This is a genomic window from Streptomyces anthophorae (assembly GCF_049310305.1).
In the GTDB taxonomy this organism is placed as follows: domain Bacteria; phylum Actinomycetota; class Actinomycetes; order Streptomycetales; family Streptomycetaceae; genus Streptomyces.
Genome location: NZ_JBLWQQ010000001.1, coordinates 2,759,814 through 2,785,812, shown reverse-complemented (window position 1 = coordinate 2,785,812; position 25,999 = coordinate 2,759,814). Strand labels below are relative to the sequence as shown.

Here is a 25,999-nt window from a genome sequence, read left to right as displayed (position 1 = left end):
AGTGCCGCCCGGTGACAGTGGGCAGGGCGAGATCTGGCGGCGTCCCGCGTCAGCCCCGGCCGATCTGCCGCCGGTACAGGCTGATCGCCGAGTCCGGCGGGAAGTTCGGGACGTACATCGTCGAGCCGTCCGTCTTCGAGATGACCAGGTGGCTGCCCCCGTACGAAGGCGGCTCGGTCGGCGGGAACGTCGCGTAGATCAGGAAGCCCAGGTCGAACTCCTGGACGTTGAGCGTCGCGGGGGTTCCGTCCGCGCACTGCGGCTGGAAGGTCGTCCGGGCGATCGCGAGCGCCTCATCGGCGGTGCGGGGCGGCGTGCTCAACTGTCGTCTCCTTCACGTCGGTTCGGGCAAAAGCGTACGGCGCCGGGCATCGGTTCCCCGATCCCCGGCGCCGCACGGTACGCATCGTCGCCCAAGCGGCCGCTAATTGCTCCGCATCGGCATCCAGGCCGTCTGCACCAGCTGCGCCCCGCCCTTGCGGGTGACGAGCATGCCTCGGCCCGGCGGCAGCTTCTGCGGCTTGAGCGGGCCGAAGATCTGGCCCTCGCCCGGGTCACCGGACAGCACGAGACCGGTCGCGCCGAGCTCCTTCATGCGCTGCATGACGGGCTCGAAGGAGGACCTGGCCGCACCGGAGGAGCTGCGCGCGATGATGACGCGCAGGCCCAGGTCGCGGGCGAACGGCAGGTACTCGAGCAGCGACTGGAGCGGGTTGCCGGAGCTGGTCGCCACCAGGTCGTAGTCGTCGACGATGACGAACGCGTCCGGCAGGTCGTACCAGGACCGGTTGCGCAGCTGCTCCGGCGTGACGTCCGGACCCGGCATACGGCGGCCCATGGAGCCCGCGAGGCCGGTGACGACCTCCTGGAGCTGCGGGCCCGAGGCGCAGTACTTGTAGAGGTGCGATTCGGGCAGCTCGCTCAGGTGCGCGCGCCGGTAGTCACCGGCGACGATGAGCGCCTTGTCGGTCGCGTACCGCTCCGAGATCTGCTTGGCGATCATGCGCAGGAACGCGGACTTGCCGGACTCGGACTCTCCGTAGACCACCATCAGCGGGTCGGTCTCGAAGTCGATGAACGACGGCGACAGCGTGGTCTCGTCGACACCGATCGCGACGCCCCGCTCGGGGAAGTCGTTGCCCTTGGGGACCTCGCTGATGTGCAGCTTGGTGGGCAGCATCCGCACCGGCGGGGCCGGCGGGCCCTGCCAGTGCTCGGCGACCGTCGTCACCATGTGCTCGATGGCCTGGCCGAGGGTCTCCACGTCGGACGAGGCGTCGATGCGGGGCAGCGCGCTGAGCGAGCTGAGCTTGTCGGGGGTCAGACCGCGGCCGGGCATGCCGAGCGGCACGGCCTCCATCTTCTTGCGGTCGAACTCCGACTCCATCGGGTCACCGAGCTTGAGCTCCACACGGTTGAGGAGCTGGTCGCGCAGGGCGGGCCTGACCTCGGTGTAGCGGCCGGAGCCGATGATCAGGTGGATACCGAAGCCGAGACCGCGGGAGGCCAGATCGAGGATGACCGGGTCGAGCTGCTCGTAGTCGGTCTTGAAGGCCGCCCAGCCGTCGATGATGAGGAAGACGTCGCCCCACCGCTGGTCCGGGTACTGCCCGGCCGCACGCCGGGACCGGAACGTGCCGATGGAGTCGACGTTGTTGGCGCGGAAGAACTCCTCGCGCTCGTTGAGGATGCCGCGGACCTCGGCGACCGTACGGCGCACCTTCTCGGAGTCGAGGCGCGAGGCGGCCCCGCCGACGTGCGGCAGGCCCTCCATCGCGAGCATGCCGCCGCCACCGAAGTCCAGGCAGTAGAACTGCACTTCGGACGGGGTGTGGGTGAGCGCGAACGAGGTCATGATCGACCGGATCAGGGTCGACTTGCCGGACTGCGGACCACCGACCACGAGACCGTGACCGGCCGAACCGGAGAAGTCCAGGTACTGGATGTCGCGGCGCTGCTCGAACGGCTTGTCCACGAGCGCCATCGGCACGACCAGCTTGCCGAGCGCCGGGTAGTCGGCGGCGTGCAGACCGCGCTCCGCGGTCGCCGACAGCGGCGGGAGCAGCGAGTCCACCGAGGGCGACTCCTCCAGCGGCGGCAGCCACACCTGGTGGGCGGGCGGTCCCTGGCCGACGATGCGCGCCACGATCACGTCGAGGACGGTGTCCGCGAGCGCGTCGTCGACCTGGTCGGGAACGACCTCGGGCTCCGGCTCGTGGATGATCTGCTCGGCGACGGGCGCGGCCGTGAACAGCACCGGCTGCCGGTGGGTGCGCGAACCGCCGCCACCGCCGCCACCGGCCCGGTAGACGCCACCGACGTACGCCGCCTTGAACTGGATCATCGTCTCGGTGTCGTACTTGAGGATGCCCGAGCCGGGGACGTTCGGCAGGTGGTACGCGTCGGGGACACCGATCGCGGTACGGGACTCGGCGGCCGAGAACGTACGCAGACCGATGCGGTACGAGAGGAAGGTGTCCAGACCGCGGAGCTTGCCCTCCTCCAGGCGCTGCGAGGCGAGCAGCATGTGCACACCCATGGAACGGCCGATGCGGCCGATCTGGATGAACATCTCGATGAAGTCCGGGCGCGCGGTGAGGAGTTCGGAGAACTCGTCGAGCACCATGACGAGCGAGGGCAGCGGGTCCAGCGGGGCGCCGGCCGCGCGGGCCTTCTCGTAGTCGGTGATGTTCGCGTAGTTGCCCGCCGAGCGGAGCAGTTCCTGGCGGCGCTGGAGTTCACCGGTGATCGAGTCGCGCATGCGGTCGATGAGGGTGAGGTCGTCGGCCAGGTTGGTGATCACGGCGGCGACGTGCGGGAGTTCGGACATGCCCGCGAAGGTCGCGCCGCCCTTGAAGTCGGCGAGGATGAAGTTCAGCGTCTCCGAGGAGTGCGTCACCGTGAGGGCGAGCACGAGGGTGCGGAGCACCTCGGACTTACCGGAACCGGTGGCGCCGACGCACAGGCCGTGCGGGCCCATGCCCTCCTGGGAGGCCTCCTTGATGTCGAGCATGACCGGCTGCCCGTCGCGGTCCACACCGAGCGGCACACGCAGCCGCTCGTGCAGGGTGCGGGGCCGCCAGGTGCGCGCGACGTCGACCGAACCGGCGTCGCCGATGCCCATCAGCTCGGTGAAGTCCAGGTTGGCGAGGAGCGGTTCGTCGCCGTCCGCCGAACCGGCGCGCAGCGGCGCGAGCTGGCGCGCGAGCGCCTCGGCCTCGGTCAGCGACAGGGTGTCGCAGGTGCCGGTGTACTGGGTGCCGCCCTGCGATTCGAGCAGCAGCTCACCCGGCTGCACCTGCACGGAGAGCGAGCCGCGCAGCTCCTCCACGATGCCGGGGACGACCTCGATGATCGTGACGCCCTGAAGGCCCTCGGCGCCCGCGATGAGCGAGTCGTCGGGGATGCCGCCGCCGTCCATGACGACGACGAGGTGCGGCTGGTCGACGACCGGAGTGCCCTGCGGGTTGAACCGGCCGCGGCCCTCCAGTTCGTCGGCGAGCATCTCCTCGACCTCGCCGAGGTCGCCCACGATCACGCGCTGCGATCCGGCGCCGTCGTTGGTGCTGTGCTGCACGTGCGGCAGCCACTTCGTCCACTCCCACTCGGCCATCGCGCCGGGGGAGGCCACCACGGCGACCCGCAGGTCCTCGGGGGAGTGCAGGGTGCACAGTTGGGCGATCATGGCGCGCGCGGCGCCGTACGTGGTGTCCGGATCTCCGGAGACGCTCACGTGGTAGAAGGACCGCAGCGACACGGCCAACGGCAGTGCGTCCAGCGTGCCGTGGGTCTCCAGGAACGACTTCATCGCGTGCGCGGTGAGCGGTTCCAGCTCGTCGAGCGGCGCGGTCTCGGGCGCCATCAGGGGAGTTGCCAGCTGCTGCGGGCCGAGGCCCAGGCGCACCTGGGTGAAGTCCGAGTCGCTGGAGCGCCGTTCCCACACCCGGCGGCCCTCGGCGACGAGCGCCCACAGCTGTTCCGGGTTGGGGTGCAGGAAGTACTGCCCGTCCCGCTGCATGCGCGCGGTGGTCCGCACGTCACGCCGCACCTGGGTCAGGTACTTGAGGTAGTCCTGGCGTTCCTGGGCCATCTCGGCCCCGCCGCCCTGCCGGGCCTTGATCAGCTGTGCGAGCGCCATCGCCAGGGTGGAGACGATCATGACGCCGCCCATGATCTTCATGATCGACTGGCCCGAGGTGAAGAAGAACGCCGAGGACGTGCCCATGCCCAGCATGGGCAGCAGGCTCATCATCAGGTTCTGGTCCTCGGCCCGCGCCAGCTCCGGCGGCGGCTCGAGACGCACCTCGTCCGTCGGTACGTCGGGTGGCAGCACCCGAGGCGGTCGCTTGACGATGACCACGCTCACCGAAGCACCAGTCCTTAAATCTTCAGTCGACGATCAGTTCTGCGCGCACGGATGTCGTGCACGTCGGGAAATGTCGGACCGCCCCCGTTACTGGCGGTTCCCCCAGGCCGAAGACAGCAGAGCTCCGGCGTGCCCGGTGATCCTACTGACTCCCGTCAAGTAGCGGGGCCTGTGGGGTGAGATGGGCTCAGGACGCTACGCTGTCGCACCGCGCGTGACGCCGTCCGGACGCCGCGCCGCCGCACCGATGCCACACCAAGTCATGACATTAGGGGGAACCGCGAGGTGAGCACCACAGCTCTTGCCGGGGGCGGAACCGGCTTCTGCCGGGTCACCGTCGCCGCACCGGACGCACGTATCGATGTGGCACTGCCCGAAGACGCCGCTCTGGCCGACATCTACCCGGAGATCCTCCAGCTCTCCGGGCAGAGCCAGGCCGAGGGCGACCCCACCGGGTACCACCTGGTCCGCAGGGACGGCACCGTTCTCGACGCCGGCCGCTCGCTCGCCGACCAGCGGGTCCTCGACGGCGACGTGCTGCTGCTGCGTCCGTTCTCCGAGTCGCTGCCCGCCGCGGTGTTCGACGACGTCTCCGACGCGGTCGCCTCCGCGGTCCGCCGCGACCGGCGCCGCTGGAGCGACGGACTGATGAGCGTCGTCGGCCTCGGCGCGGGCGTCCTGCTGCTGACGCTGATGGCGTTCGCGCTCTGGTTCTCGAACCCGGTCGACCGCGACATGCACAGCCTGCCCGGGATCATCGCCGGTGTCGTCGGCGTCCTGCTCGTCTCTTTCTCCGTGGTCCGTGCGCGGGTGTACGACGACCGTGCCGCGTCCACCTCGCTGGGCCTCGCCGCCCTGCCGCACCTGCTGATCGCGGGCTCGGGGATCTTCCCGGCCGAGGACGGCTCGGGCCCGGGCCGGCTCCAGCTGCTGTCCGGCTGCGTCGTGGTGCTCATCGCTGCCGCGCTGCTCGTGGTGCTGCTGCCGCACGGCGACGCCGTCTTCGTCGCCGCCGCCCTCGGCTCGGCCGTCGGCGCGCTCGCCACGTTCGGCGCACTGATCACCGAGGCCTCGCCGAGCGAGGTCGCCGGTGTCACGGCGGTCGTCTCGATCATCGCGATGGCCTGGCTGCCCGGCATGTCCGCCCGCTCCGCCCGGCTGCCCATCGGCTACCGCTCGCCCGACCAGATCTCCCAGGGCCGCGACTACGGGCGCGACGAAGAGGAGCACATCGACTTCGACCGCATCGGTGCCCAGGTCAAGCGCGCCCACGAGCTGCTCCTCGGCCTCGTCATCGGCTGCGCGGCCCTCGCCGTCGCCTCGGCCGGTGTCGTCCTCGGCTTCTCCGACGACGTCTGGGCGCAGCTGCTCGCCCTGGCCGCCGGCATCGCCGTCATGCTGCGCGCCCGGCTGTTCGACTACACGGCGCAGGTCGCGTCCCTGGTCGTCGGCGGTCTGCTGATCCTCGGCCTGCTGATCCTCGGCGTGACCCTGAACACCCCGCACGACCTGCTCCAGAGCTTCCTCCAGGGCGACAGCGCCCCGCTCAACATCCACATCCTCTGGTTCGCCGCCGCGATCGGCGGGGGAGCGGGCCTGCTCGTGATCGTCGGCCTGTCCGTGCCGCGCAAGGGTGTCTCCCCGTTCTGGGGTCGCATGCTCGACCTGTTCGACGGCTTCGTGCTGCTGACCCTCGTACCGCTGTGCCTCGCGGTGCTCGGCCTCTACACGCAGGTGCGCAGCATGGTCAGCTGATCCGGGGCCCGGCGGCCGCCGTCCGGCCGGCCGCCGGGCTGCTGGTACGCTGTGTGACGGCCGTTTGTGTACGCGCCCCCGGCATTGCAGGACATTCCTGGGGGCAGCGCCCAGCGGATCCCCGCCTCCCGAGTTTCGGAAGCTCTCCTGAGATGTAGACCAGGGGCACTCGGCGGCAATCAGACTCTACGAGGAGTAAGCGTGGCTCTCGACACCGCTACGAAGAAGCAGATCATGACCGAGTTCGGCACCAAGGAGGGCGACACCGGCTCCCCCGAGGTCCAGGTCGCCATGCTCTCCCGCCGCATCTCGGACCTGACCGAGCACCTCAAGACGCACAAGCACGACCACCACTCGCGTCGTGGCCTGCTCATCCTGGTCGGCCAGCGCCGCCGCCTGCTGCAGTACCTGGCCAAGAAGGACATCCAGCGCTTCCGTACGCTGGTCGAGCGCCTCGGCATCCGCCGCGGTGCGGCCGGCGCCCGATAAAGACGCTGTGAGAGGGGGCGGTTCCCGATTGAGGGGGCCGCTCCCTTTGCCGTACGTGCGCACTGTCACCGAGGCTTTGTAGTCTGGTGACGCACGACGACGCATATGAGGAGAAGCGTCACCTCGCCGCCGCCGGTCCTCGGTAGTGGCCCCCGGAGACGCAAGAGGATCCCCGGGAGCTTCGATCGAAGACCGGCCCGCACCCAAGGCGCGCTTCTCCACCTCGTCCCTCTGCCACACGGGCAGCAGCGGACAAAAGACGTAACAGACGAAAGTAACGGAGAAAACGCTAGTGGAGAACGAGACCCACTACGCCGAGGCCGTCATCGACAACGGCTCCTTCGGCACCCGCACCATCCGCTTCGAGACGGGCCGTCTGGCCCGCCAGGCCGCCGGCTCCGCCGTCGCCTACCTCGATGACGACACCATGGTGCTGTCGGCCACCTCGGCCTCGAAGAACCCCAAGGACAACCTCGACTTCTTCCCCCTCACGGTGGACGTCGAGGAGCGGCAGTACGCGGCCGGCAAGATCCCCGGCAGCTTCTTCCGCCGTGAGGGCCGTCCCTCCGAGGACGCCATCCTCACCTGCCGCCTCATCGACCGCCCGCTGCGCCCGTCCTTCAAGAAGGGCCTGCGCAACGAGATCCAGGTCGTCGCCACGATCATGGCGCTCAACCCCGACCACCTGTACGACGTCGTGGCGATCAACGCCGCGTCCGCGTCCACGCAGCTGGCCGGACTGCCCTTCTCCGGCCCGGTCGGCGGCGTCCGCGTCGCGCTGATCAACGGCCAGTGGGTCGCGTTCCCGACGCACACCGAGCTCGAGGACGCCGTCTTCGACATGGTCGTCGCCGGTCGCGTCCTTGAGGACGGCGACGTCGCGATCATGATGGTCGAGGCCGAGGCCACCGACAAGACCATCCAGCTGGTCAAGGGCGGCGCCGAGGCGCCGACCGAGGAGGTCGTCGCCGCCGGTCTGGACGCCGCGAAGCCCTTCATCAAGGTGCTGTGCAAGGCCCAGTCGGACCTCGCCGCGAAGGCCGCCAAGCCGACCGCCGAGTTCCCGATCTTCCTGGACTACCAGGACGACGTGCTCGAGGCCCTGACCTCCGCGGTCAAGACCGAGCTCTCCGCCGCCCTCACCATCGCGGGCAAGCAGGAGCGCGAGGCCGAGCTGGACCGCGTCAAGGGTCTGGCCGCCGAGAAGCTCCTCCCGGAGTTCGAGGGCCGCGAGAAGGAGATCTCCGCCGCGTACCGCTCGCTGACCAAGTCCCTGGTCCGTGAGCGCGTCATCAAGGAGAAGAAGCGCATCGACGGCCGCGGTGTCACCGACATCCGCACCCTGGCCGCCGAGGTCGAGGCCATCCCGCGCGTGCACGGCTCGGCGCTGTTCGAGCGTGGCGAGACCCAGATCCTGGGCGTCACCACCCTCAACATGCTCCGCATGGAGCAGCAGCTGGACACCCTTTCGCCGGTGACCCGCAAGCGCTACATGCACAACTACAACTTCCCGCCGTACTCCGTCGGTGAGACGGGCCGCGTCGGCTCCCCGAAGCGTCGCGAGATCGGCCACGGCGCGCTCGCCGAGCGCGCGATCGTGCCGGTCCTGCCGACCCGCGAGGAGTTCCCCTACGCGATCCGCCAGGTCTCCGAGGCGCTGGGCTCCAACGGCTCGACGTCCATGGGCTCGGTCTGCGCCTCCACCATGTCGCTGCTGAACGCCGGTGTGCCGCTGAAGGCCCCCGTCGCCGGTATCGCCATGGGTCTGATCTCCCAGGAGATCAAGGGCGAGACGCACTACGTCGCCCTCACCGACATCCTCGGTGCCGAGGACGCGTTCGGTGACATGGACTTCAAGGTCGCCGGTACGAAGGACTTCGTTACGGCCCTCCAGCTGGACACGAAGCTCGACGGCATCCCGGCCTCCGTCCTGGCCGCCGCCCTCAAGCAGGCCCGCGACGCCCGCCTCCACATCCTCGACGTGATGATGGAAGCGATCGACGTCCCGGACGAGATGTCCCCCAACGCCCCGCGGATCATCACGGTCAAGATCCCCGTGGACAAGATCGGTGAGGTCATCGGCCCGAAGGGCAAGATGATCAACCAGATCCAGGAGGACACCGGCGCCGACATCACGATCGAGGACGACGGCACCATCTACATCGGTGCCGCTCAGGGCTCGCAGGCCGAGGCCGCCCGCGCCACGATCAACGGCATCGCCAACCCGACCATGCCGGAGGTCGGCGAGCGCTACCTGGGCACCGTCGTGAAGACGACGACCTTCGGTGCGTTCGTGTCGCTCATGCCGGGCAAGGACGGTCTGCTGCACATCTCGCAGATCCGCAAGCTCGCCGGCGGCAAGCGCGTGGAGAACGTCGAGGACGTCGTCGGCGTGGGCCAGAAGGTCCAGGTCGAGATCGCCGAGATCGACTCCCGCGGCAAGCTCTCCCTGATCCCCGTGATCGAGGGCGAAGAGGGCGACGAGGCGAAGGACGACACCGACAAGTGACGTCCCGTAGCACCCAGGCGACGGCCCGCACCTCTTCGGAGGGGCGGGCCGTCGCCCGTACCCAAACCCTCATCAAGGGCGCGAACGGCATCGGCACGGTCCGCAAGACGACGCTGCCGAACGGTCTGCGCATCGTCACCGAGACCCTGCCCTCGGTCCGCTCGGCCACCTTCGGCATCTGGGCGCACGTGGGCTCGCGCGACGAGACGCCGACGCTGAACGGTGCGACGCACTACCTGGAGCACCTGCTCTTCAAGGGCACCAAAAAGCGCAGCGCGCTGGACATCTCGGCCGCCATAGACGCGGTCGGCGGCGAGATGAACGCCTTCACGGCGAAGGAGTTCACCTGCTACTACGCGCGCGTGCTCGACACCGACCTGCCGCTCGCCATCGACGTCGTCTGCGACATGCTGACCGGCTCGCTCATCGAGGAGGAGGACGTCGACGCGGAGCGCGGCGTGATCCTCGAAGAGATCGCGATGACCGAGGACGACGCGGGCGACGTCGTGCACGACCTGTTCGCGCACACGATGCTCGGCGACACCCCGCTGGGCCGCCCGGTCCTCGGCTCGGTCGACACGATCAACGCGCTCAGCAGGAACCAGATCACGCGCTTCTACAAGAAGCACTACGACCCGACGCACCTGGTCGTGGCCGCGGCGGGCAATGTCGACCACAACAAGGTCGTACGCCAGGTCCGTGCCGCCTTCGACAGGGCGGGCGTCCCGCAGGACCTCGCCGCGCCCGTCGCCCCGCGCGGGGGCCGCAAGACCCTGCGCACCGCCGGACGTATGGAACTCCTCGGCCGCAAGACCGAGCAGGCCCACGTCATCCTCGGCATGCCGGGCCTCGCCCGTACGGACGACCGCCGCTGGGCCATGGGCGTGCTCAACACGGCGCTCGGCGGCGGCATGTCGTCCCGCCTGTTCCAGGAGGTCCGGGAGAAGCGCGGGCTGGCGTACAGCGTGTACTCGTACACCTCGGGCTTCGCCGACTGCGGCCTGTTCGGCGTCTACGCGGGCTGCCGGCCGAGCCAGGTGCACGACGTGCTGAAGATCTGCCGCGACGAGCTGGACCAGGTCGCGCAGCACGGCATCAGCGACGACGAGATCAGCCGCGCCATCGGCCAGCTCGCGGGTTCCACGGTCCTCGGCCTCGAGGACACGGGGGCGCTCATGCACCGCATCGGCAAGAGCGAGCTGTGCTGGGGCGAGCAGATGTCGGTCGACGCGATGCTGGAGCGCATCTCGGCGGTGACCCCGGACGAGGTGCGCGCGGTCGCACGCGACATCCTGGGACAGCGCCCGTCCCTGTCGGTCATCGGCCCGCTCAAGGACAAGCAGGCATCGCGCCTGCACGAAGCGGTCGCGTAACCCCTTTTCCGTACGCACTGAAGGAACTGGTAGATCATGAGCAAGCTGCGCGTGGCGGTCATCGGGGCCAAGGGCCGCATCGGCTCCGAGGCCGTACGGGCCGTCGAGGCGGCCGAGGACATGGAGCTGGTCGCGGCCCTCGGCCGGGGCGACAAGCTGGACGCCCTCGTGGAGTCCGGCGCCCAGGTCGCGGTCGAACTGACCACGCCCGACTCGGTGATGGAGAACCTGGAGTTCTGCGTACGCCACGGGATCCACGCCGTCGTCGGCACCACGGGCTGGACGGACGAGCGCCTCGCGCGGCTGAACCAGTGGCTGGCAAACTCCCCGGAGACGGGCGTGCTCATCGCCCCGAACTTCTCCATCGGCGCGGTCCTGACCATGAAGTTCGCGGAGGCGGCAGCGCCGTACTTCGAGTCCGTCGAGGTCATCGAGCTGCACCACCCGAAGAAGGTCGACGCCCCGTCCGGCACGGCTGCCCGCACCGCGCAGCTGATCGCGGCGGCACGGGAGAAGGCGGGCAGCGCCCCCGCTCCCGACGCCACGGCCACGGCGCTCGACGGAGCGCGCGGCGCGGACGTCGACGGCGTCCCGGTCCACTCGGTCCGCCTGCGCGGCCTCCTGGCGCACCAGGAGGTCCTCCTGGGCGCCGAGGGCGAGACGCTGACGATCCGGCACGACTCGCTGCACCACAGCAGCTTCATGCCCGGCATCCTGCTCGGCGCCCGCAAGGTCACCACGCACCCCGGCCTCACCTTCGGCCTGGAACACTTCCTCGATCTGAACGGCTGACCTGCTGCGATGCGCGCGAAAATCACCTATGCCGTCACGGCCCTCGTCCTGGTCTTCTACTTCGTCCTGGCCGGCGACCGCGGCGTGATGCTCCTCCAGCAGGGCACGGCACTGACGATCACCTTCGGTGTCGCGGTGCTGATCCTGCCGGTGATCGGTGTGTGGTTCCTGTGGGCGAACACCCGGTTCGTCACCAAGGCCAACCGGCTCGGCGAACTCCTGGAGGCGGAGGGCGGGCTGCCCGTCGACGAACTCCGGCGCGACCAGTACGGCCGCATCGACCGGGACTCGGCCGACGAGGTCTTCGCCAGGCGCAAGGCCGAGACGGAGGACGCGCCGGGCGACTGGCGCTGCTGGTTCCGTCTGGCCGTCGCCTACCGGGACGCACGGGACACTCCGCGCGCGCGGAAGGCGATGCAGCGCGCGATCGCGCTCCATGAGGGCCGCTCCGTGAGCGTCTGACCCGCGCAGGCGCCCGATCCACGGACGAAGGGGCCGCACCGGCATCGTGCCGGTGCGGCCCCTTCGTAGGTGCGCGTACGGGTACGCGCGTGTGCGTCAGCGCCGGGCGCGGTACTCCTCGGCCCAGACCTCCACGGTGTCGGCGGCCCGGTCGAACGCCGTGCGCCGCCCCAGGAAGTCCGCGCTGTGACTGGTGAGCAGCGTCGTCTGGTCCCCCTGCTGATCCCGCTGTACGAGGATCAGCGCCTGCCCCTGCACGGTGCGGGGCAGCCCGAGCCAGCGCACGGGCTGCTGCACCGTACGCGCCGTGGCGACCCGGTCCCACGGCGCCGTCCGGGTGCGGAAGAAGGCGACGTGCCGCACGCCGCGCGCGCTCACCCAGGTGCCCATGCGCAGCAGTCGCAGCGCCGACGCGATGATCAGCACCGCGAGGATGCCGCAGAGCGTGGCGGCAGGCGTGTCGCCCGCGACGGCGATGATCACCGAGGCGAACAGCACGTACGACGCCAGGAGCAGCAGCAGCGCGGCCGCTCCCACCCGGTACGGGCCGGGGCGGTAGGGACGGCGCCACTGGTCGCGGTCGTCGAAGGGCAGCGGGATGTCCGCGGCCTCGTCCAAAGCACGGTCGGCCGTCAGGAAGGGCAGGGGCACGACGGGTCCTCACTCGGTCCACGCGGTATGGGGGCTGTGCCCGGTGAGGCTATCCGGGGTCGCACCCGCCTTCCACTCCAGGGGGCCAGAGGGGGCGGGGCCGACCGGCGACCGTCAGCGGCTGTCGGCCGCCTCCGACTGCTGTACGTGCTGCGTGGTCTGATCGATCGACAGGGCGGGCATGCCGATCAGCAGGGCGCCCACGAGGCCGGCCACGACGGTGAGGCCGACGAGCGCGCGTCCTGCGCGCTGCCCGGCGGAGGGACGCTCACGCGCGGGCGGGGTGACGTTGCTACGGAACTGGTCGGCTTCGGCTATGAAGGCGAACGGTACGGGCTCGCGCCGACGGAACATGGGACTGCTTCTCCTCAAGCGACTGGTGATGCTCGATCAAAAATGTGTTCATCTACACAGACGATCGATCGCTTCAAAGGGTGCCCTGTTTCACCAAATTCACCAAACTTCGCTCCTCTTCGCCGGAGATCGTTGTGACAAGCGAGCGAATGCCCTGTTGTCAGTGGTGGCCCGTAGAGTGGGCGCCGCCCTTGCGAAGTGATGGGAAGGACCCCGGCAGCATGACCGAAACCCCAGCTGAAGACCTCAAGCCGACGTTCCTCGGCGACGTCACCGTCGAGCTGGTGAAGCACACCGCGAGCGACACGGACGTGCTGTTCGCGGCCCGCGTCTCGACGCTCGGCGAGCAGTCGATCGACGAGCTGTCGAAGGACCCCGAGCGCTCCAAGGGCCTGATCAACTACCTGATGCGGGACCGGCACGGCAGCCCCTTCGAGCACAACTCGATGACGTTCCTGATCAGCGCCCCGATCTTCGTCTTCCGGGAGTTCATGCGGCACCGCGTGGGCTGGTCGTACAACGAAGAGTCGGGCCGCTACAGGGAGCTCCAGCCGACGTTCTACGTCCCGGACGCCGACCGCAAGCTGGTCCAGGAGGGCCGTCCGGGCAAGTACCGGTTCGTCGAGGGCACGCAGGCGCAGCAGGAGCTGACGGGCCGCGTCATGGAGGACTCGTACCGCCAGGCGTACGAGGCGTACCAGGAGATGCTGGCCGCGGGTGTCGCCCGCGAGGTGGCCCGCGCGGTGCTCCCGGTCGGCCTGTTCTCGTCGATGTACGCGACGTGCAACGCGCGCTCGCTGATGCACTTCCTCGGCCTGCGCACGCAGCACGAGCTGGCCAAGGTGCCGTCCTTCCCGCAGCGGGAGATCGAGATGGTCGGCGAGAAGATGGAAGCGGAGTGGGCCGCCCTGATGCCGCTCACCTACGCGGCGTTCAATGCCAACGGCCGCGTGGCGCCGTAGCTCGGGTATCGGCACAGATGTACGGACGCTCGACTGAAGTGTCCGTATTGCGGCTTTTCGTAAAGTTCATCTAGCCTGATCAAACGGACCCGGCACTGCTTGAACCCCCGAGCAGGCAGTGCCGGGCTCCACCTTTGTTCTGACTTGTCGCATCCCCCGAGGGGGGACCCGGTACTGAGCAGCGAGTAGCGTGTTACCCATGGCTCCGACCTCGACTCCGCAGACCCCCTTCGGGAGGGTCCTCACCGCCATGGTCACGCCCTTCGCGGCGGACGGCGCACTCGACCTCGACGGCGCGCAGCGGCTCGCCGCCCACCTGGTGGACGCAGGCAATGACGGCCTGGTCGTCAACGGCACCACCGGCGAGTCCCCGACCACCAGCAACGCGGAGAAATCGGATCTCGTACGAGCCGTCGTCGAGGCCGTCGGCGACCGTGCCCACGTCGTCGCGGGCGTCGGCACCAACGACACCCGGCACAGCATCGAGCTCGCCCGCCAGGCCCAGCAGGCCGGAGCGCACGGCCTGCTCACGGTGACGCCGTACTACAACAAGCCCCCGCAAGAGGGCCTGCTCCGCCACTTCACGGCGATCGCCGACGCGACCGAGCTCCCCGTGATGCTCTACGACATCCCGGGTCGCAGCGGTGTCCCGATCAACACCGACACGATCGTCCGGCTCGCCGAGCACCCGCGCATCGTGGCCAACAAGGACGCCAAGGGCGACCTCGGCCGCGCCTCCTGGGCCATCGCCCGCTCGGGCCTCGCCTGGTACTCCGGCGACGACATGCTCAACCTGCCGCTGCTCTCGGTCGGCGCGTGCGGCTTCGTCTCGGTCGTCGGCCACCTCGTCTCGCCCGAGCTGCGCGCCATGCTCGACGCCTTCTCCACGGGCGACGTGCACAAGGCGACGGAGATCCACCAGAAGCTGCTCCCCGTCTTCACCGGCATGTTCCGCACGCAGGGTGTCATCACGACGAAGGCCGCTCTCGGCCTCCAGGGGATCCCCGCGGGGCCGCTGCGCCTGCCGCTCGTGGAACTCACCCCCGAAGAAACGGCCCAGCTCAAGATCGATCTTGCTGCCGGCGGGGTACAACTCTGATCACAGACTTGGCAAAGCTTCACAACTGAATGAACAGAATCACCAACTGAACAGCAAGACCCAAGAACCACCACAACTGCTATTGCACGAACGTCATGCGCGCCACGTGCCTACAGGTACGTGGCGCGCGTGTTTGAGGAGAGTCTTTTGAGTCATCCGCATCCTGAACTCGGCGCCCCGCCGAAGCTTCCGAAGGGCGGCCTGCGGGTCACCCCGCTCGGCGGCCTCGGTGAGATCGGGCGCAACATGACCGTCTTCGAGTACGAAGGCCGTCTGCTGATCGTCGACTGCGGAGTGCTCTTCCCCGAGGAGGAGCAGCCCGGAATCGACTTGATCCTGCCGGACTTCACGTCCATCAGGGACCGTCTCGACGACATCGAGGGCATCGTCCTCACGCACGGCCACGAGGACCACATCGGCGCCGTCCCGTATCTCCTGCGCGAGAAGCCGGACATCCCGCTGATCGGCTCCAAGCTGACCCTCGCCCTCATCGAGGCGAAGCTCCAGGAGCACCGCATCCGCCCGTACACCCTCGAGGTGTCCGAGGGCGAGCGCGAGCGCCTGGGCCCGTTCGACTGCGAGTTCATCGCGGTCAACCACTCCATCCCGGACGCGCTGGCCGTCGCCATCCGCACCCCCGCGGGCATGGTGGTCCACACCGGCGACTTCAAGATGGACCAGCTCCCGCTGGACCGTCGCCTGACCGACCTCCCGACGTTCGCGCGGCTCGGCGAGGAGGGCATCGACCTCCTCCTGACCGACTCGACGAACGCCGAGGTCCCGGGCTTCGTCCCGCCCGAGCGCGACATCTCGAACGTGATCCGCGGAGTCTTCGCCAGCGCGCAGAAGCGGATCATCGTCGCCTCCTTCGCCAGCCACGTGCACCGCATCCAGCAGATCCTGGACGCCGCGCACGAGTACGGCCGCCGGGTCGCCTTCGTCGGCCGCTCGATGGTCCGCAACATGGGCATCGCCCGTGACCTCGGCTACCTGAAGGTCCCCGCCGGCCTGGTCGTGGACGTCAAGACGCTCGACGACCTGCCCGACAGCGAGGTCGTCCTGGTCTGCACGGGTTCCCAGGGCGAGCCGATGGCGGCCCTGTCCCGCATGGCCAACCGCGACCACCAGATCCGGATCGTCTCCGGTGACACGGTGATCCTGGCTTCGTCGCTCATCCCCGGCAACGAGAACGCGGTCTACCGCGTGATCAACGGCCTGACCCGCTGGGGCGCGAACGTGGTCCACAAGGGCAACGCCAAGGTGCACGTCTCGGGCCACGCGTCCGCGGGCGAGCTCCTGTACTTCTACAACATCTGCAAGCCGAAGAACCTGATGCCGGTCCACGGCGAATGGCGCCACCTGCGCGCCAACGCCGAGCTCGGCGCCCTCACCGGCGTCCCGCACGACCGGATCGTCATCGCCGAGGACGGCGTCGTCGTCGACCTGGTCGGCGGCAAGGCGAAGATCTCCGGCAAGGTCCAGGCCGGTTACGTCTACGTCGACGGCCTCTCCGTGGGCGACATCGGCGAGCCCGTGCTCAAGGACCGCAAGATCCTCGGGGACGAGGGCATCATCTCGGTCTTCGTGGTGGTGGACTCCAGCACCGGCAAGATCACCAGCGGCCCGAACATCCAGGCCCGCGGTTCCGGCATCGAGGACTCGGCGTTCCACGCCGTCCTCCCGAGGATCCAGGACGTCCTGGAGAAGTCGGCCCAGGACGGCGTCGTCGAACCCCACCAGCTGCAGCAGCTCATCCGCCGCACGCTGGGCAAGTGGGTCTCGGACACGTACCGCCGTCGCCCGATGATCCTCCCGGTCGTCGTCGAGGTCTGAGGCACGTAAGGAGCGGGGCGCCTCGATTTGCATCGGGGCGCCCCGCTCCAGTACGTTTACGGCTCCGCTCAAGGGGAACCCGCCGCACTCACGTGCTCGGACCAACTCCCCGACAGGGGCGGGAAATTCCGACTCAGAATCTCTGATAAAGTCGGCACCGCCGAAAGGCAAAGGCCCTCCAACGGCCACCGGAAATGAAATCCGAACCGGAAACGGAACGGAAAACGGATCTGGTAAGGTTGGAAACACGAAATACCGAAGGGAAGCGCCCGGAGGAAAGCCCGAGAGGGTGAGTACAAAGGAAGCGTCCGTTCCTTGAGAACTCAACAGCGTGCCAAAAATCAACGCCAAAATTTGTTGATACCCCGTCTCCAGCATCCGCTGGGACGAGGTTCCTTTGAAAAGTCCTGCCGGTCCTTTGGACGGGCAGGCGCACAGCGAGGACGCTGTGAACGGTCGGATCATTCCTCCGACCGTTCCGCTCTCGTGGTGTCACCGGGATATCCCGGAAACATTCACGGAGAGTTTGATCCTGGCTCAGGACGAACGCTGGCGGCGTGCTTAACACATGCAAGTCGAACGATGAAGCCCTTCGGGGTGGATTAGTGGCGAACGGGTGAGTAACACGTGGGCAATCTGCCCTTCACTCTGGGACAAGCCTTGGAAACGAGGTCTAATACCGGATAACACTCCCATTCTCCTGGATGGGGGTTAAAAGCTCCGGCGGTGAAGGATGAGCCCGCGGCCTATCAGCTTGTTGGTGAGGTAATGGCTCACCAAGGCGACGACGGGTAGCCGGCCTGAGAGGGCGACCGGCCACACTGGGACTGAGACACGGCCCAGACTCCTACGGGAGGCAGCAGTGGGGAATATTGCACAATGGGCGAAAGCCTGATGCAGCGACGCCGCGTGAGGGATGACGGCCTTCGGGTTGTAAACCTCTTTCAGCAGGGAAGAAGCGCAAGTGACGGTACCTGCAGAAGAAGCGCCGGCTAACTACGTGCCAGCAGCCGCGGTAATACGTAGGGCGCAAGCGTTGTCCGGAATTATTGGGCGTAAAGAGCTCGTAGGCGGCTTGTCACGTCGATTGTGAAAGCTCGGGGCTTAACCCCGAGTCTGCAGTCGATACGGGCTAGCTAGAGTGTGGTAGGGGAGATCGGAATTCCTGGTGTAGCGGTGAAATGCGCAGATATCAGGAGGAACACCGGTGGCGAAGGCGGATCTCTGGGCCATTACTGACGCTGAGGAGCGAAAGCGTGGGGAGCGAACAGGATTAGATACCCTGGTAGTCCACGCCGTAAACGGTGGGCACTAGGTGTGGGCAACATTCCACGTTGTCCGCGCCGCAGCTAACGCATTAAGTGCCCCGCCTGGGGAGTACGGCCGCAAGGCTAAAACTCAAAGGAATTGACGGGGGCCCGCACAAGCAGCGGAGCATGTGGCTTAATTCGACGCAACGCGAAGAACCTTACCAAGGCTTGACATACACCGGAAACGTCTGGAGACAGGCGCCCCCTTGTGGTCGGTGTACAGGTGGTGCATGGCTGTCGTCAGCTCGTGTCGTGAGATGTTGGGTTAAGTCCCGCAACGAGCGCAACCCTTGTTCTGTGTTGCCAGCATGCCCTTCGGGGTGATGGGGACTCACAGGAGACCGCCGGGGTCAACTCGGAGGAAGGTGGGGACGACGTCAAGTCATCATGCCCCTTATGTCTTGGGCTGCACACGTGCTACAATGGCCGATACAATGAGCTGCGATACCGCAAGGTGGAGCGAATCTCAAAAAGTCGGTCTCAGTTCGGATTGGGGTCTGCAACTCGACCCCATGAAGTTGGAGTTGCTAGTAATCGCAGATCAGCATTGCTGCGGTGAATACGTTCCCGGGCCTTGTACACACCGCCCGTCACGTCACGAAAGTCGGTAACACCCGAAGCCGGTGGCCCAACCCCTTGTGGGAGGGAGCTGTCGAAGGTGGGACTGGCGATTGGGACGAAGTCGTAACAAGGTAGCCGTACCGGAAGGTGCGGCTGGATCACCTCCTTTCTAAGGAGCATCTAGGCCGCCAAACTTGTTTGGTGGTCCAGGGCCATTACGTCGGCACACGTTCGACGGTGGTTGCTCATGGGTGGAACGTTGATTATTCGGCACGGTCAGGATGAGGACTGTTAGTACTGCTTCGGCGTGGAACACAGAGCTTCAACTGAACGTGTCGGGCACGCTGTTGGGTGTCTGAAGGTACGGGCTGTAGAGCCTGATCCTTCAGTGCCGGCCCCAGTGCACTCGAACCGGAAGGTTTGGGGTGATGGGTGGTTGGTCGTTGTTTGAGAACTGCACAGTGGACGCGAGCATCTGTGGCCAAGTTTTTAAGGGCGCACGGTGGATGCCTTGGCACCAGGAACCGATGAAGGACGTGGGAGGCCACGATAGTCCCCGGGGAGTCGTCAACCAGGCTTTGATCCGGGGGTTTCCGAATGGGGAAACCCGGCAGTCGTCATGGGCTGTCACCCGCTGCTGAATATATAGGCAGTGTGGAGGGAACGCGGGGAAGTGAAACATCTCAGTACCCGCAGGAAGAGAAAACAACCGTGATTCCGGGAGTAGTGGCGAGCGAAACCGGATGAGGCCAAACCGTATACGTGTGAGACCCGGCAGGGGTTGCGTGTGCGGGGTTGTGGGATCTCTCTTTTACGGTCTGCCGGCCGTGAGACGAGTAAGAAACCGTTGATGTAGACGAAGGACATGCGAAAGGTCCGGCGTAGAGGGTAAGACCCCCGTAGTCGAAACGTTAGCGGCTCGTTTGAGAGACACCCAAGTAGCACGGGGCCCGAGAAATCCTGTGTGAATCTGGCGGGACCACCCGTTAAGCCTAAATATTCCCTGGTGACCGATAGCGGATAGTACCGTGAGGGAATGGTGAAAAGTACCGCGGGAGCGGAGTGAAATAGTACCTGAAACCGTGTGCCTACAAGCCGTGGGAGCGTCGCTGTATGTGCTTGCACATGCAGTCGTGACTGCGTGCCTTTTGAAGAATGAGCCTGCGAGTTTGCGGTGTGTTGCGAGGTTAACCCGTGTGGGGAAGCCGTAGCGAAAGCGAGTCCGAACAGGGCGACATAGTAGCGCGCTCAAGACCCGAAGCGGAGTGATCTAGCCATGGGCAGGTTGAAGCGGAGGTAAGACTTCGTGGAGGACCGAACCCACCAGGGTTGAAAACCTGGGGGATGACCTGTGGTTAGGGGTGAAAGGCCAATCAAACTCCGTGATAGCTGGTTCTCCCCGAAATGCATTTAGGTGCAGCGTCGTGTGTTTCTTGCCGGAGGTAGAGCACTGGATAGGCGATGGGCCCTACCGGGTTACTGACCTTAGCCAAACTCCGAATGCCGGTAAGTGAGAGCACGGCAGTGAGACTGTGGGGGATAAGCTCCATGGTCGAGAGGGAAACAGCCCAGAGCATCGACTAAGGCCCCTAAGCGTACGCTAAGTGGGAAAGGATGTGGAGTCGCAGAGACAACCAGGAGGTTGGCTTAGAAGCAGCCACCCTTGAAAGAGTGCGTAATAGCTCACTGGTCAAGTGATTCCGCGCCGACAATGTAGCGGGGCTCAAGCGTACCGCCGAAGTCGTGTCATTGCAGCTATAGGGCCAACGCCCGCTGTGATGGGTAGGGGAGCGTCGTGTGCCGGGTGAAGCAGCACCGGAAGGTAGTTGTGGACGGTTCACGAGTGAGAATGCAGGCATGAGTAGCGATACACACGTGAGAAACGTGTGCGCCGATTGACTAAGGGTTCCTGGGTCAAGCTGATCTGCCCAGGGTAAGTCGGGACCTAAGGCGAGGCCGACAGGCGTAGTCGATGGATAACCGGTTGATATTCCGGTACCCGCTGTGACGCGAAAGACATCGAATCCAGTGATGCTAAGGCCGTGAAGCCGTTCCGGACCCTTCGGGGAATGGAAAGTGGTGGAGCCGCCGGCCCAAGCTGGTAGTAGGTGAGCGATGGGGTGACGCAGGAAGGTAGTCCAGCCCGGGCGATGGTAGTCCCGGGGTAAGGGTGTAGGCCGTGCGGTAGGTAAATCCGTCGCACACGAGGCTGAGACCTGATGCCGAGCCGATTGTGGTGAAGTGGATGATCCTATGCTGTCGAGAAAAGCCTCTAGCGAGTTTCATGGCGGCCCGTACCCTAAACCGACTCAGGTGGTCAGGTAGAGAATACCGAGGCGTTCGGGTGAACTATGGTTAAGGAACTCGGCAAAATGCCCCCGTAACTTCGGGAGAAGGGGGGCCATTCCTGGTGATGAGTCTTGCACTCTGAGCTGGGGGTGGCCGCAGAGACCAGCGAGAAGCGACTGTTTACTAAAAACACAGGTCCGTGCGAAGCCGTAAGGCGATGTATACGGACTGACGCCTGCCCGGTGCTGGAACGTTAAGGGGACCGGTTAGTCACATTTCGGTGTGGCGAAGCTGAGAACTTAAGCGCCAGTAAACGGCGGTGGTAACTATAACCATCCTAAGGTAGCGAAATTCCTTGTCGGGTAAGTTCCGACCTGCACGAATGGCGTAACGACTTCTCGACTGTCTCAACCATAGGCCCGGTGAAATTGCACTACGAGTAAAGATGCTCGTTTCGCGCAGAAGGACGGAAAGACCCCGGGACCTTTACTACAGTTTGATATTGGTGTTCGGTTCGGCTTGTGTAGGATAGGTGGGAGACTGTGAAGCGGCCACGCCAGTGGTTGTGGAGTCGTCGTTGAAATACCACTCTGGTCGTGCTGGATGTCTAACCTGGGTCCGTGATCCGGATCAGGGACAGTGTCTGATGGGTAGTTTAACTGGGGCGGTTGCCTCCCAAAGGGTAACGGAGGCGCCCAAAGGTTCCCTCAGCCTGGTTGGTAATCAGGTGTTGAGTGTAAGTGCACAAGGGAGCTTGACTGTGAGACCGACGGGTCGAGCAGGGACGAAAGTCGGGACTAGTGATCCGGCGGTGGCTTGTGGAAGCGCCGTCGCTCAACGGATAAAAGGTACCCCGGGGATAACAGGCTGATCTTCCCCAAGAGTCCATATCGACGGGATGGTTTGGCACCTCGATGTCGGCTCGTCGCATCCTGGGGCTGGAGTCGGTCCCAAGGGTTGGGCTGTTCGCCCATTAAAGCGGTACGCGAGCTGGGTTTAGAACGTCGTGAGACAGTTCGGTCCCTATCCTCTGTGCGCGTAGGAATATTGAGAAGGGCTGTCCCTAGTACGAGAGGACCGGGACGGACGAACCTCTGGTGTGCCAGTTGTCCTGCCAAGGGCATGGCTGGTTGGCTACGTTCGGAAAGGATAACCGCTGAAAGCATCTAAGCGGGAAGCCTGCTTCGAGATGAGTATTCCCACCCCCTTTGAGGGGTTAAGGCTCCCAGTAGACGACTGGGTTGATAGGCCAGATCTGGAAGCACCGCAAGGTGTGGAGGTGACTGGTACTAATAGGCCGAGGGCTTGTCCTCAGTTGCTCGCGTCCACTGTGTTGGTTCTGAAACCACGAACAACCGTCGTAGCCATGTGCCACGGCTCCGGTTGACAGTTTCATAGTGTTTCGGTGGTCATAGCGTGAGGGAAACGCCCGGTTACATTCCGAACCCGGAAGCTAAGCCTCACAGCGCCGATGGTACTGCAGGGGGGACCCTGTGGGAGAGTAGGACGCCGCCGAACTAATTTTGATAAAGAGCTGATCCCCGAACCTTTTGGTTCGGGGATCAGCTCTTTTTTGTTGCTCGTCACCTGTCGTTCACGTCGCGTGGGCACGATCCCTGACATGGGCACAGTTGAAATGCTGCGAGCCGCAGGTGTCGGTACCGGGGACGAGGTCATCGTGCCGGCGTTCGGTAACGCCGAGGTGGCCGAGGACGTCGTGCGGGCGGGGGCCGTACCGGTCTTCGCCGACATTCACCCGGAGACGTACTGCATCGATCCCTCCCACGTAGCCGCAGGCGTGAGCGCGCGGACGGCCGCGGTCGTCGCCGTGCACCGCTTTGGGCACCGGGCCGATCTCGCCCGGCTGCGGGAGCTGGGCCGGCGTCACGGCCTGCTCGTCCTTGAGGAGCCGGGCGAGTCCGAGAAGTCGTACGACGAGGTGGCTCAACGCCGTGTGCGTGCCGCCTATTTGAGTGCGCGGCTCACCGGCGTGCGGACTCCCGTCGGGCAGGAGGGGCACACGTATCAGCAGTACGTGGTGCGGGTGCCCGGTAATGGGCGGCCTGATCGGGACGCTTTCGCGCGGGTGTTGCGAGGCAAGGGCGTCGAGTGCAGGGTGCCGGTGAAGACGCCGGTGCACCGGCTGCCGGGTTTCCGGTACGACATCGCGCTTCCGGAAACCGAGCGGGCCGCCGACGAGACGCTTGCCCTGCCGGTCGAAGCGGCAATGTCACGGCGGCAGTTGCAGCGGGTCGTGCATGCCTGCAACGCATTGGGCGGATTGTTGCAGCCGGCCTTCTAGAGCCGTCCTGATGGTGGTTCTGAGGGGCCTCAACATCAGGTATGCTTTATGTCGTTGCCGAGCGGAAAACCGCGAAAGCGACAGGCCCCTATAGCTCAGTCGGTAGAGCGTCTCCATGGTAAGGAGAAGGTCAGCGGTTCGATTCCGCTTGGGGGCTCTTCAATTAAGGTCTCCGCCCATCGGGCGGGGGCCTTTTCTGTTTCCCCCGCCCCCGCCCCGGGCCTGTCAGTCGTGGTGCAGGCCCGGGACGCGCATCGCGAGGATCGCCATGTCGTCCGACGGGGCGTCAGCGGCGAAGCGCTCCACCGCGCGCATGATGCGGGCGGCAACAGCCCCGGCAGTGAGGCCCGTACAGGTGGAGAGGACGTCCGCCAGGCCGTCGTCGCCGAGCATGCGGCTGCCCTCGCGGCGCTCGGTGATGCCGTCCGTGACGCAGAGCAGGACGTCGCCCGGGTCGAGCGTCAGCGTCTGCTCGTACAGCTCCAGGTCGTCCATGACGCCGAGCAGCGGCTGGGGCTCCGCGTACGGCGCGACGGAGCCGTCCTGGCGCAGGCGGAGCGGGAGCGGGTGGCCGGCGCAGACCATCTTCACGATCGCCGAGCCGTCCTCCTGCGGCCACAACTCCCCGTAGAGCAGTGTCAGGAAGCGGCTGCGGGCGCCCTCGTCGAGGATCGCCGCGTTCAGGCGCTCCAGGACCGCCGGGCCGCCGAAGCCCTCGCGGGCGAGCAGGCGCAGGGCGTGGCGGGCCAGGCCGGTGACGGCCGCCGCCTCCGGGCCCGTGCCGCAGACGTCGCCGATGGCGAAGCCGTACGCGCCGTCGCGGATGGGGAACAGGTCGTAGAAGTCGCCGCCCACCTCGTTGCCCTCGCCGGCCGCGCGGTAGATGACCTCCACCTCGACGCCGGGGACGTCGGGGAGCTCCGGGGGCAGGAGGCTGCGCTGGAGGGACTGGCTGATCGCCATGCGCTCCGAGTAGAGGCGCGCGTTGTCGAGGGCCAGGGCGGCCCTGCGGCTCAAGTCCTCGGCCAGCTCCAGGATTTCCTGGCGGAAGTGCTCGTCCGTCGGCTTGCCGAGGGTCAGCATGCCGATGACGCGGTTGCGGGCGACGAGGGGGAGGACGACGGTCTCGCCGCCGACCGCCGAGGCCGTCTGGAGCGTCGTGCCGATGCCGGAGCTGACGCTCGCCGGTTCGCCGAGGCCCAGGCTTCTCATGGACGTACGCAGGGCTGCTTGATGGGCGGCCTCCGCCGGGGCGGCCCAGACGCGGGCGCCCGGGGTCGGGACCGGGTCCGGGGGCGCGATCTTCGAAAGGAGCGCCTTGAGGCCGTCGATGCGCTCCTCGTCCTCGTGCAGCACATAGGAGAGGTACGGCTCCGAGGCCTGGTCGGCGATCGTGTAGACCGCGCACCAGGTGGCGAGGGTCGGGACCGTCATCTGGGCCATGAGCGCCAGGGTCTGGTCCCTGTCGAGCGTGCCCGCCAGAAGGTCGGAGGCCTCGACAAGGAAGCTGAGTGAGCCGCGGCGGAGCTTTTCCAGCTCTCCCAGGCGGGCCGACTCCACGGCCAACGCGATGCGGTCGGCGGCGAATTGGAGGCGCAGCGCCTCTTCGTTCGAGTAGCGGTCCGGGGCCTCCGCCGCGACGCCCAGGGAGCCCGTGAGGCGGCCCTCGACCTTCAAGGGGACCGTGACGACCGAGCGCATGCCCGTGCCGTTCAAGAGGGGGACCGCGCCCGGGACTTGGGTCAGGTCCTCGTGCACGGCGGGCATGCGGGCCGAACCGTAGCGGTTGGGGCCGACCTCGACGGGCACGCGCGCGAAGCGCTGCCGGGCGGAGGGCAGGCCGGTCGAGGCGCGGACCTCGAGCTCCGTCTCGTCGTCCGTGGCGAGCAGGAGGAACGCCGAGTCGCCGTCGAGCATGTCGCGGGCGCGCTCGACGGTGCGCTGGAGCAGTCCGTCGAGGTCGTCGGGCGCCGGCGAGCCGATGAAGACCTCGAACGGGTCGGAGCCCTGGCTCTCGGAGTGCGACGCCGAGTCGGGGGAGGGGAGGCGCAGCGGGGTCTGGAGGATCGCCCGCTCGTGGTCGCGCACGAGGAGGCAGACGGTCGACGGGTCGCCGTCCGTGTCGCGGACGCGCAGGTGCGAGGCGTAGACGGGCGTCACGCGGCCGTTGGCGCTGCGGATGCCGTAGCTGCCCTCCCAGCGCGAGAGTTGGAGCGCGTCGACGATGCCCGTGCTGGTGCCGGGCGTGTGCGGCCAGGCCGCGAAGTCCGTGAGGGGCTTGCCTGTGACCTGCTCGGCCGCGTACCCGAAGAGCTCCTCCGCGTCCTCGTTCCACCCGGTGATCGCGCCGACCCGGTCGATCTGGACGACGGCCACGCGGACCCGCTCGTCCGCGAGCGGGAGGAGGTCGGTGGGGAGGTTGGGGCCGGCGGCGCGGGTGCCCACCGAGCGCTCGGGCAGGTCGAGTTGGAACCAGACCCGCTTGTGCGTGGCCGAATAGTCGACGCCCCAGCGGCCCGCGAGCGCGGCGCAGAGCTGGAGGCCGCGGCCGCCCTCGCGGTCCGGGCTGCCCATGTTCATGGCGGACGCCTGCAATGGAATCTCGCGCTCCGGGTACCGGTCGGAGACCTCGATGCGGACGTGGTCTTCACTTCGCAGGCACAGAACCTCCGCGGATGTGCCCGCGTGGACCACGGCATTTGTCACGAGTTCGCTGGTCAGAACGACGGCGTCGTCGATGATGTCCGCGTGGCCCCACCCTTGGAGGGTGTCGCGTACGAAGGAGCGGGCGGTCGCGACGGAGCGTCCGACCGGCTCGAAAGTGGCAGCCGCGCGCGCGGTGATCACAGAACTCCCTGTACGAGTTGTACTCGATGTCCGAGTGTCGAGGCC

Annotated in this window: 15 protein-coding genes, 1 tRNA gene and 3 rRNA genes; 14 read left to right on the top strand and 5 right to left on the bottom strand. The window is 66.8% G+C overall.

The genetic code is table 11. From position 1 onward, the window contains the following. Nucleotides 1–49: 49 nt before the first annotated feature. Together ACNYS0_RS12340 and eccCa are read right to left on the bottom strand one after the other, a co-directional pair. Nucleotides 50–322, bottom strand: coding sequence for a hypothetical protein (locus ACNYS0_RS12340; protein ID WP_422473214.1), 273 nt, complete (start codon nt 320–322; stop codon nt 50–52). Between the two features lie 102 nt (nt 323–424). Further along, complete coding sequence (eccCa, locus tag ACNYS0_RS12335; protein ID WP_422473212.1) at nt 425–4,366, bottom strand: type VII secretion protein EccCa; 3,942 nt, start codon at nt 4,364–4,366, stop codon at nt 425–427. Nucleotides 4,367–4,651: 285 nt separating this feature from the next. On the opposite strand from eccCa, the gene eccD reads away from it, so the two are divergent. From eccD to ACNYS0_RS12305, 6 genes are all read left to right on the top strand, one after another. Continuing rightward, on the top strand, nt 4,652–6,121 hold the full coding sequence (gene eccD / locus ACNYS0_RS12330) for a type VII secretion integral membrane protein EccD (RefSeq protein WP_422473210.1): 1,470 nt from the start codon (nt 4,652–4,654) through the stop codon (nt 6,119–6,121). A gap of 201 nt (nt 6,122–6,322) precedes the next feature. Continuing rightward, entirely contained in the window at nt 6,323–6,610 is a 288-nt protein-coding gene (gene rpsO, locus ACNYS0_RS12325) for a 30S ribosomal protein S15 (protein ID WP_306323305.1), read from the top strand. A 292-nt stretch (nt 6,611–6,902) separates the two neighbouring features. Further along, nucleotides 6,903–9,119: a polyribonucleotide nucleotidyltransferase gene (locus tag ACNYS0_RS12320; protein WP_422473208.1), complete on the top strand. Its 2,217-nt coding sequence runs from the start codon at nt 6,903–6,905 to the stop codon at nt 9,117–9,119. Next, nucleotides 9,116–10,492: a M16 family metallopeptidase gene (locus ACNYS0_RS12315; protein WP_422473206.1), complete on the top strand. Its 1,377-nt coding sequence runs from the start codon at nt 9,116–9,118 to the stop codon at nt 10,490–10,492. The genes ACNYS0_RS12320 and ACNYS0_RS12315 overlap by 4 nt, the downstream gene beginning before the upstream one ends. 36 nt (nt 10,493–10,528) lie before the next feature. Further along, nucleotides 10,529–11,284: a 4-hydroxy-tetrahydrodipicolinate reductase gene (dapB, locus tag ACNYS0_RS12310; RefSeq protein ID WP_422473204.1), complete on the top strand. Its 756-nt coding sequence runs from the start codon at nt 10,529–10,531 to the stop codon at nt 11,282–11,284. Nucleotides 11,285–11,293: 9 nt separating this feature from the next. Then, nucleotides 11,294–11,746, top strand: a complete 453-nt coding sequence (locus tag ACNYS0_RS12305; protein WP_422473202.1) for a hypothetical protein — start codon at nt 11,294–11,296, stop codon at nt 11,744–11,746. 96 nt (nt 11,747–11,842) lie between these two features. Here the strand turns inward: ACNYS0_RS12305 and ACNYS0_RS12300 are convergent, their stop codons facing one another. Continuing rightward, nucleotides 11,843–12,397: a hypothetical protein gene (locus tag ACNYS0_RS12300; RefSeq protein WP_422473201.1), complete on the bottom strand. Its 555-nt coding sequence runs from the start codon at nt 12,395–12,397 to the stop codon at nt 11,843–11,845. Between the two features lie 114 nt (nt 12,398–12,511). Continuing rightward, nucleotides 12,512–12,751 carry a hypothetical protein gene (locus ACNYS0_RS12295; protein WP_422473199.1) on the bottom strand — a complete coding sequence of 80 codons (240 nt, stop codon included), beginning with the start codon at nt 12,749–12,751 and terminating at the stop codon, nt 12,512–12,514. A 221-nt stretch (nt 12,752–12,972) separates the two neighbouring features. Between ACNYS0_RS12295 and thyX the strand changes: the two genes are divergently transcribed. From thyX to ACNYS0_RS12255, 8 genes are all read left to right on the top strand, one after another. Continuing rightward, nucleotides 12,973–13,713, top strand: a complete 741-nt coding sequence (gene thyX, locus ACNYS0_RS12290) for an FAD-dependent thymidylate synthase (protein ID WP_422473197.1) — start codon at nt 12,973–12,975, stop codon at nt 13,711–13,713. 199 nt (nt 13,714–13,912) lie between these two features. Further along, entirely contained in the window at nt 13,913–14,812 is a 900-nt protein-coding gene (gene dapA / locus ACNYS0_RS12285) for a 4-hydroxy-tetrahydrodipicolinate synthase (protein ID WP_422410473.1), read from the top strand. Nucleotides 14,813–14,959: 147 nt separating this feature from the next. After that, nucleotides 14,960–16,645 carry a ribonuclease J gene (locus ACNYS0_RS12280; protein WP_422473195.1) on the top strand — a complete coding sequence of 562 codons (1,686 nt, stop codon included), beginning with the start codon at nt 14,960–14,962 and terminating at the stop codon, nt 16,643–16,645. A gap of 514 nt (nt 16,646–17,159) precedes the next feature. Further along, nucleotides 17,160–18,685 (top strand): 16S ribosomal RNA (locus ACNYS0_RS12275). 310 nt (nt 18,686–18,995) lie between these two features. Beyond that, nucleotides 18,996–22,118: ribosomal RNA gene (locus ACNYS0_RS12270) — 23S ribosomal RNA — on the top strand. 88 nt (nt 22,119–22,206) lie between these two features. Further along, a 5S ribosomal RNA gene (gene rrf, locus ACNYS0_RS12265) occupies nt 22,207–22,323 on the top strand. Together the 16S, 23S and 5S rRNA genes form the textbook arrangement of a ribosomal RNA operon. Before the next feature lie 118 nt (nt 22,324–22,441). Continuing rightward, on the top strand, nt 22,442–23,107 hold the full coding sequence (locus ACNYS0_RS12260) for a DegT/DnrJ/EryC1/StrS family aminotransferase (protein ID WP_422411671.1): 666 nt from the start codon (nt 22,442–22,444) through the stop codon (nt 23,105–23,107). 84 nt (nt 23,108–23,191) lie between these two features. Next, nucleotides 23,192–23,264, top strand: a tRNA-Thr gene (locus ACNYS0_RS12255). 68 nt (nt 23,265–23,332) lie between these two features. On the opposite strand, the gene ACNYS0_RS12250 is transcribed toward ACNYS0_RS12255, so the two are convergent. Then, a complete protein-coding gene (locus ACNYS0_RS12250; RefSeq protein ID WP_422473193.1) occupies nt 23,333–25,954 on the bottom strand; it encodes a SpoIIE family protein phosphatase in 2,622 nt (873 codons plus the stop codon). Nucleotides 25,955–25,999: the final 45 nt, after the last annotated feature.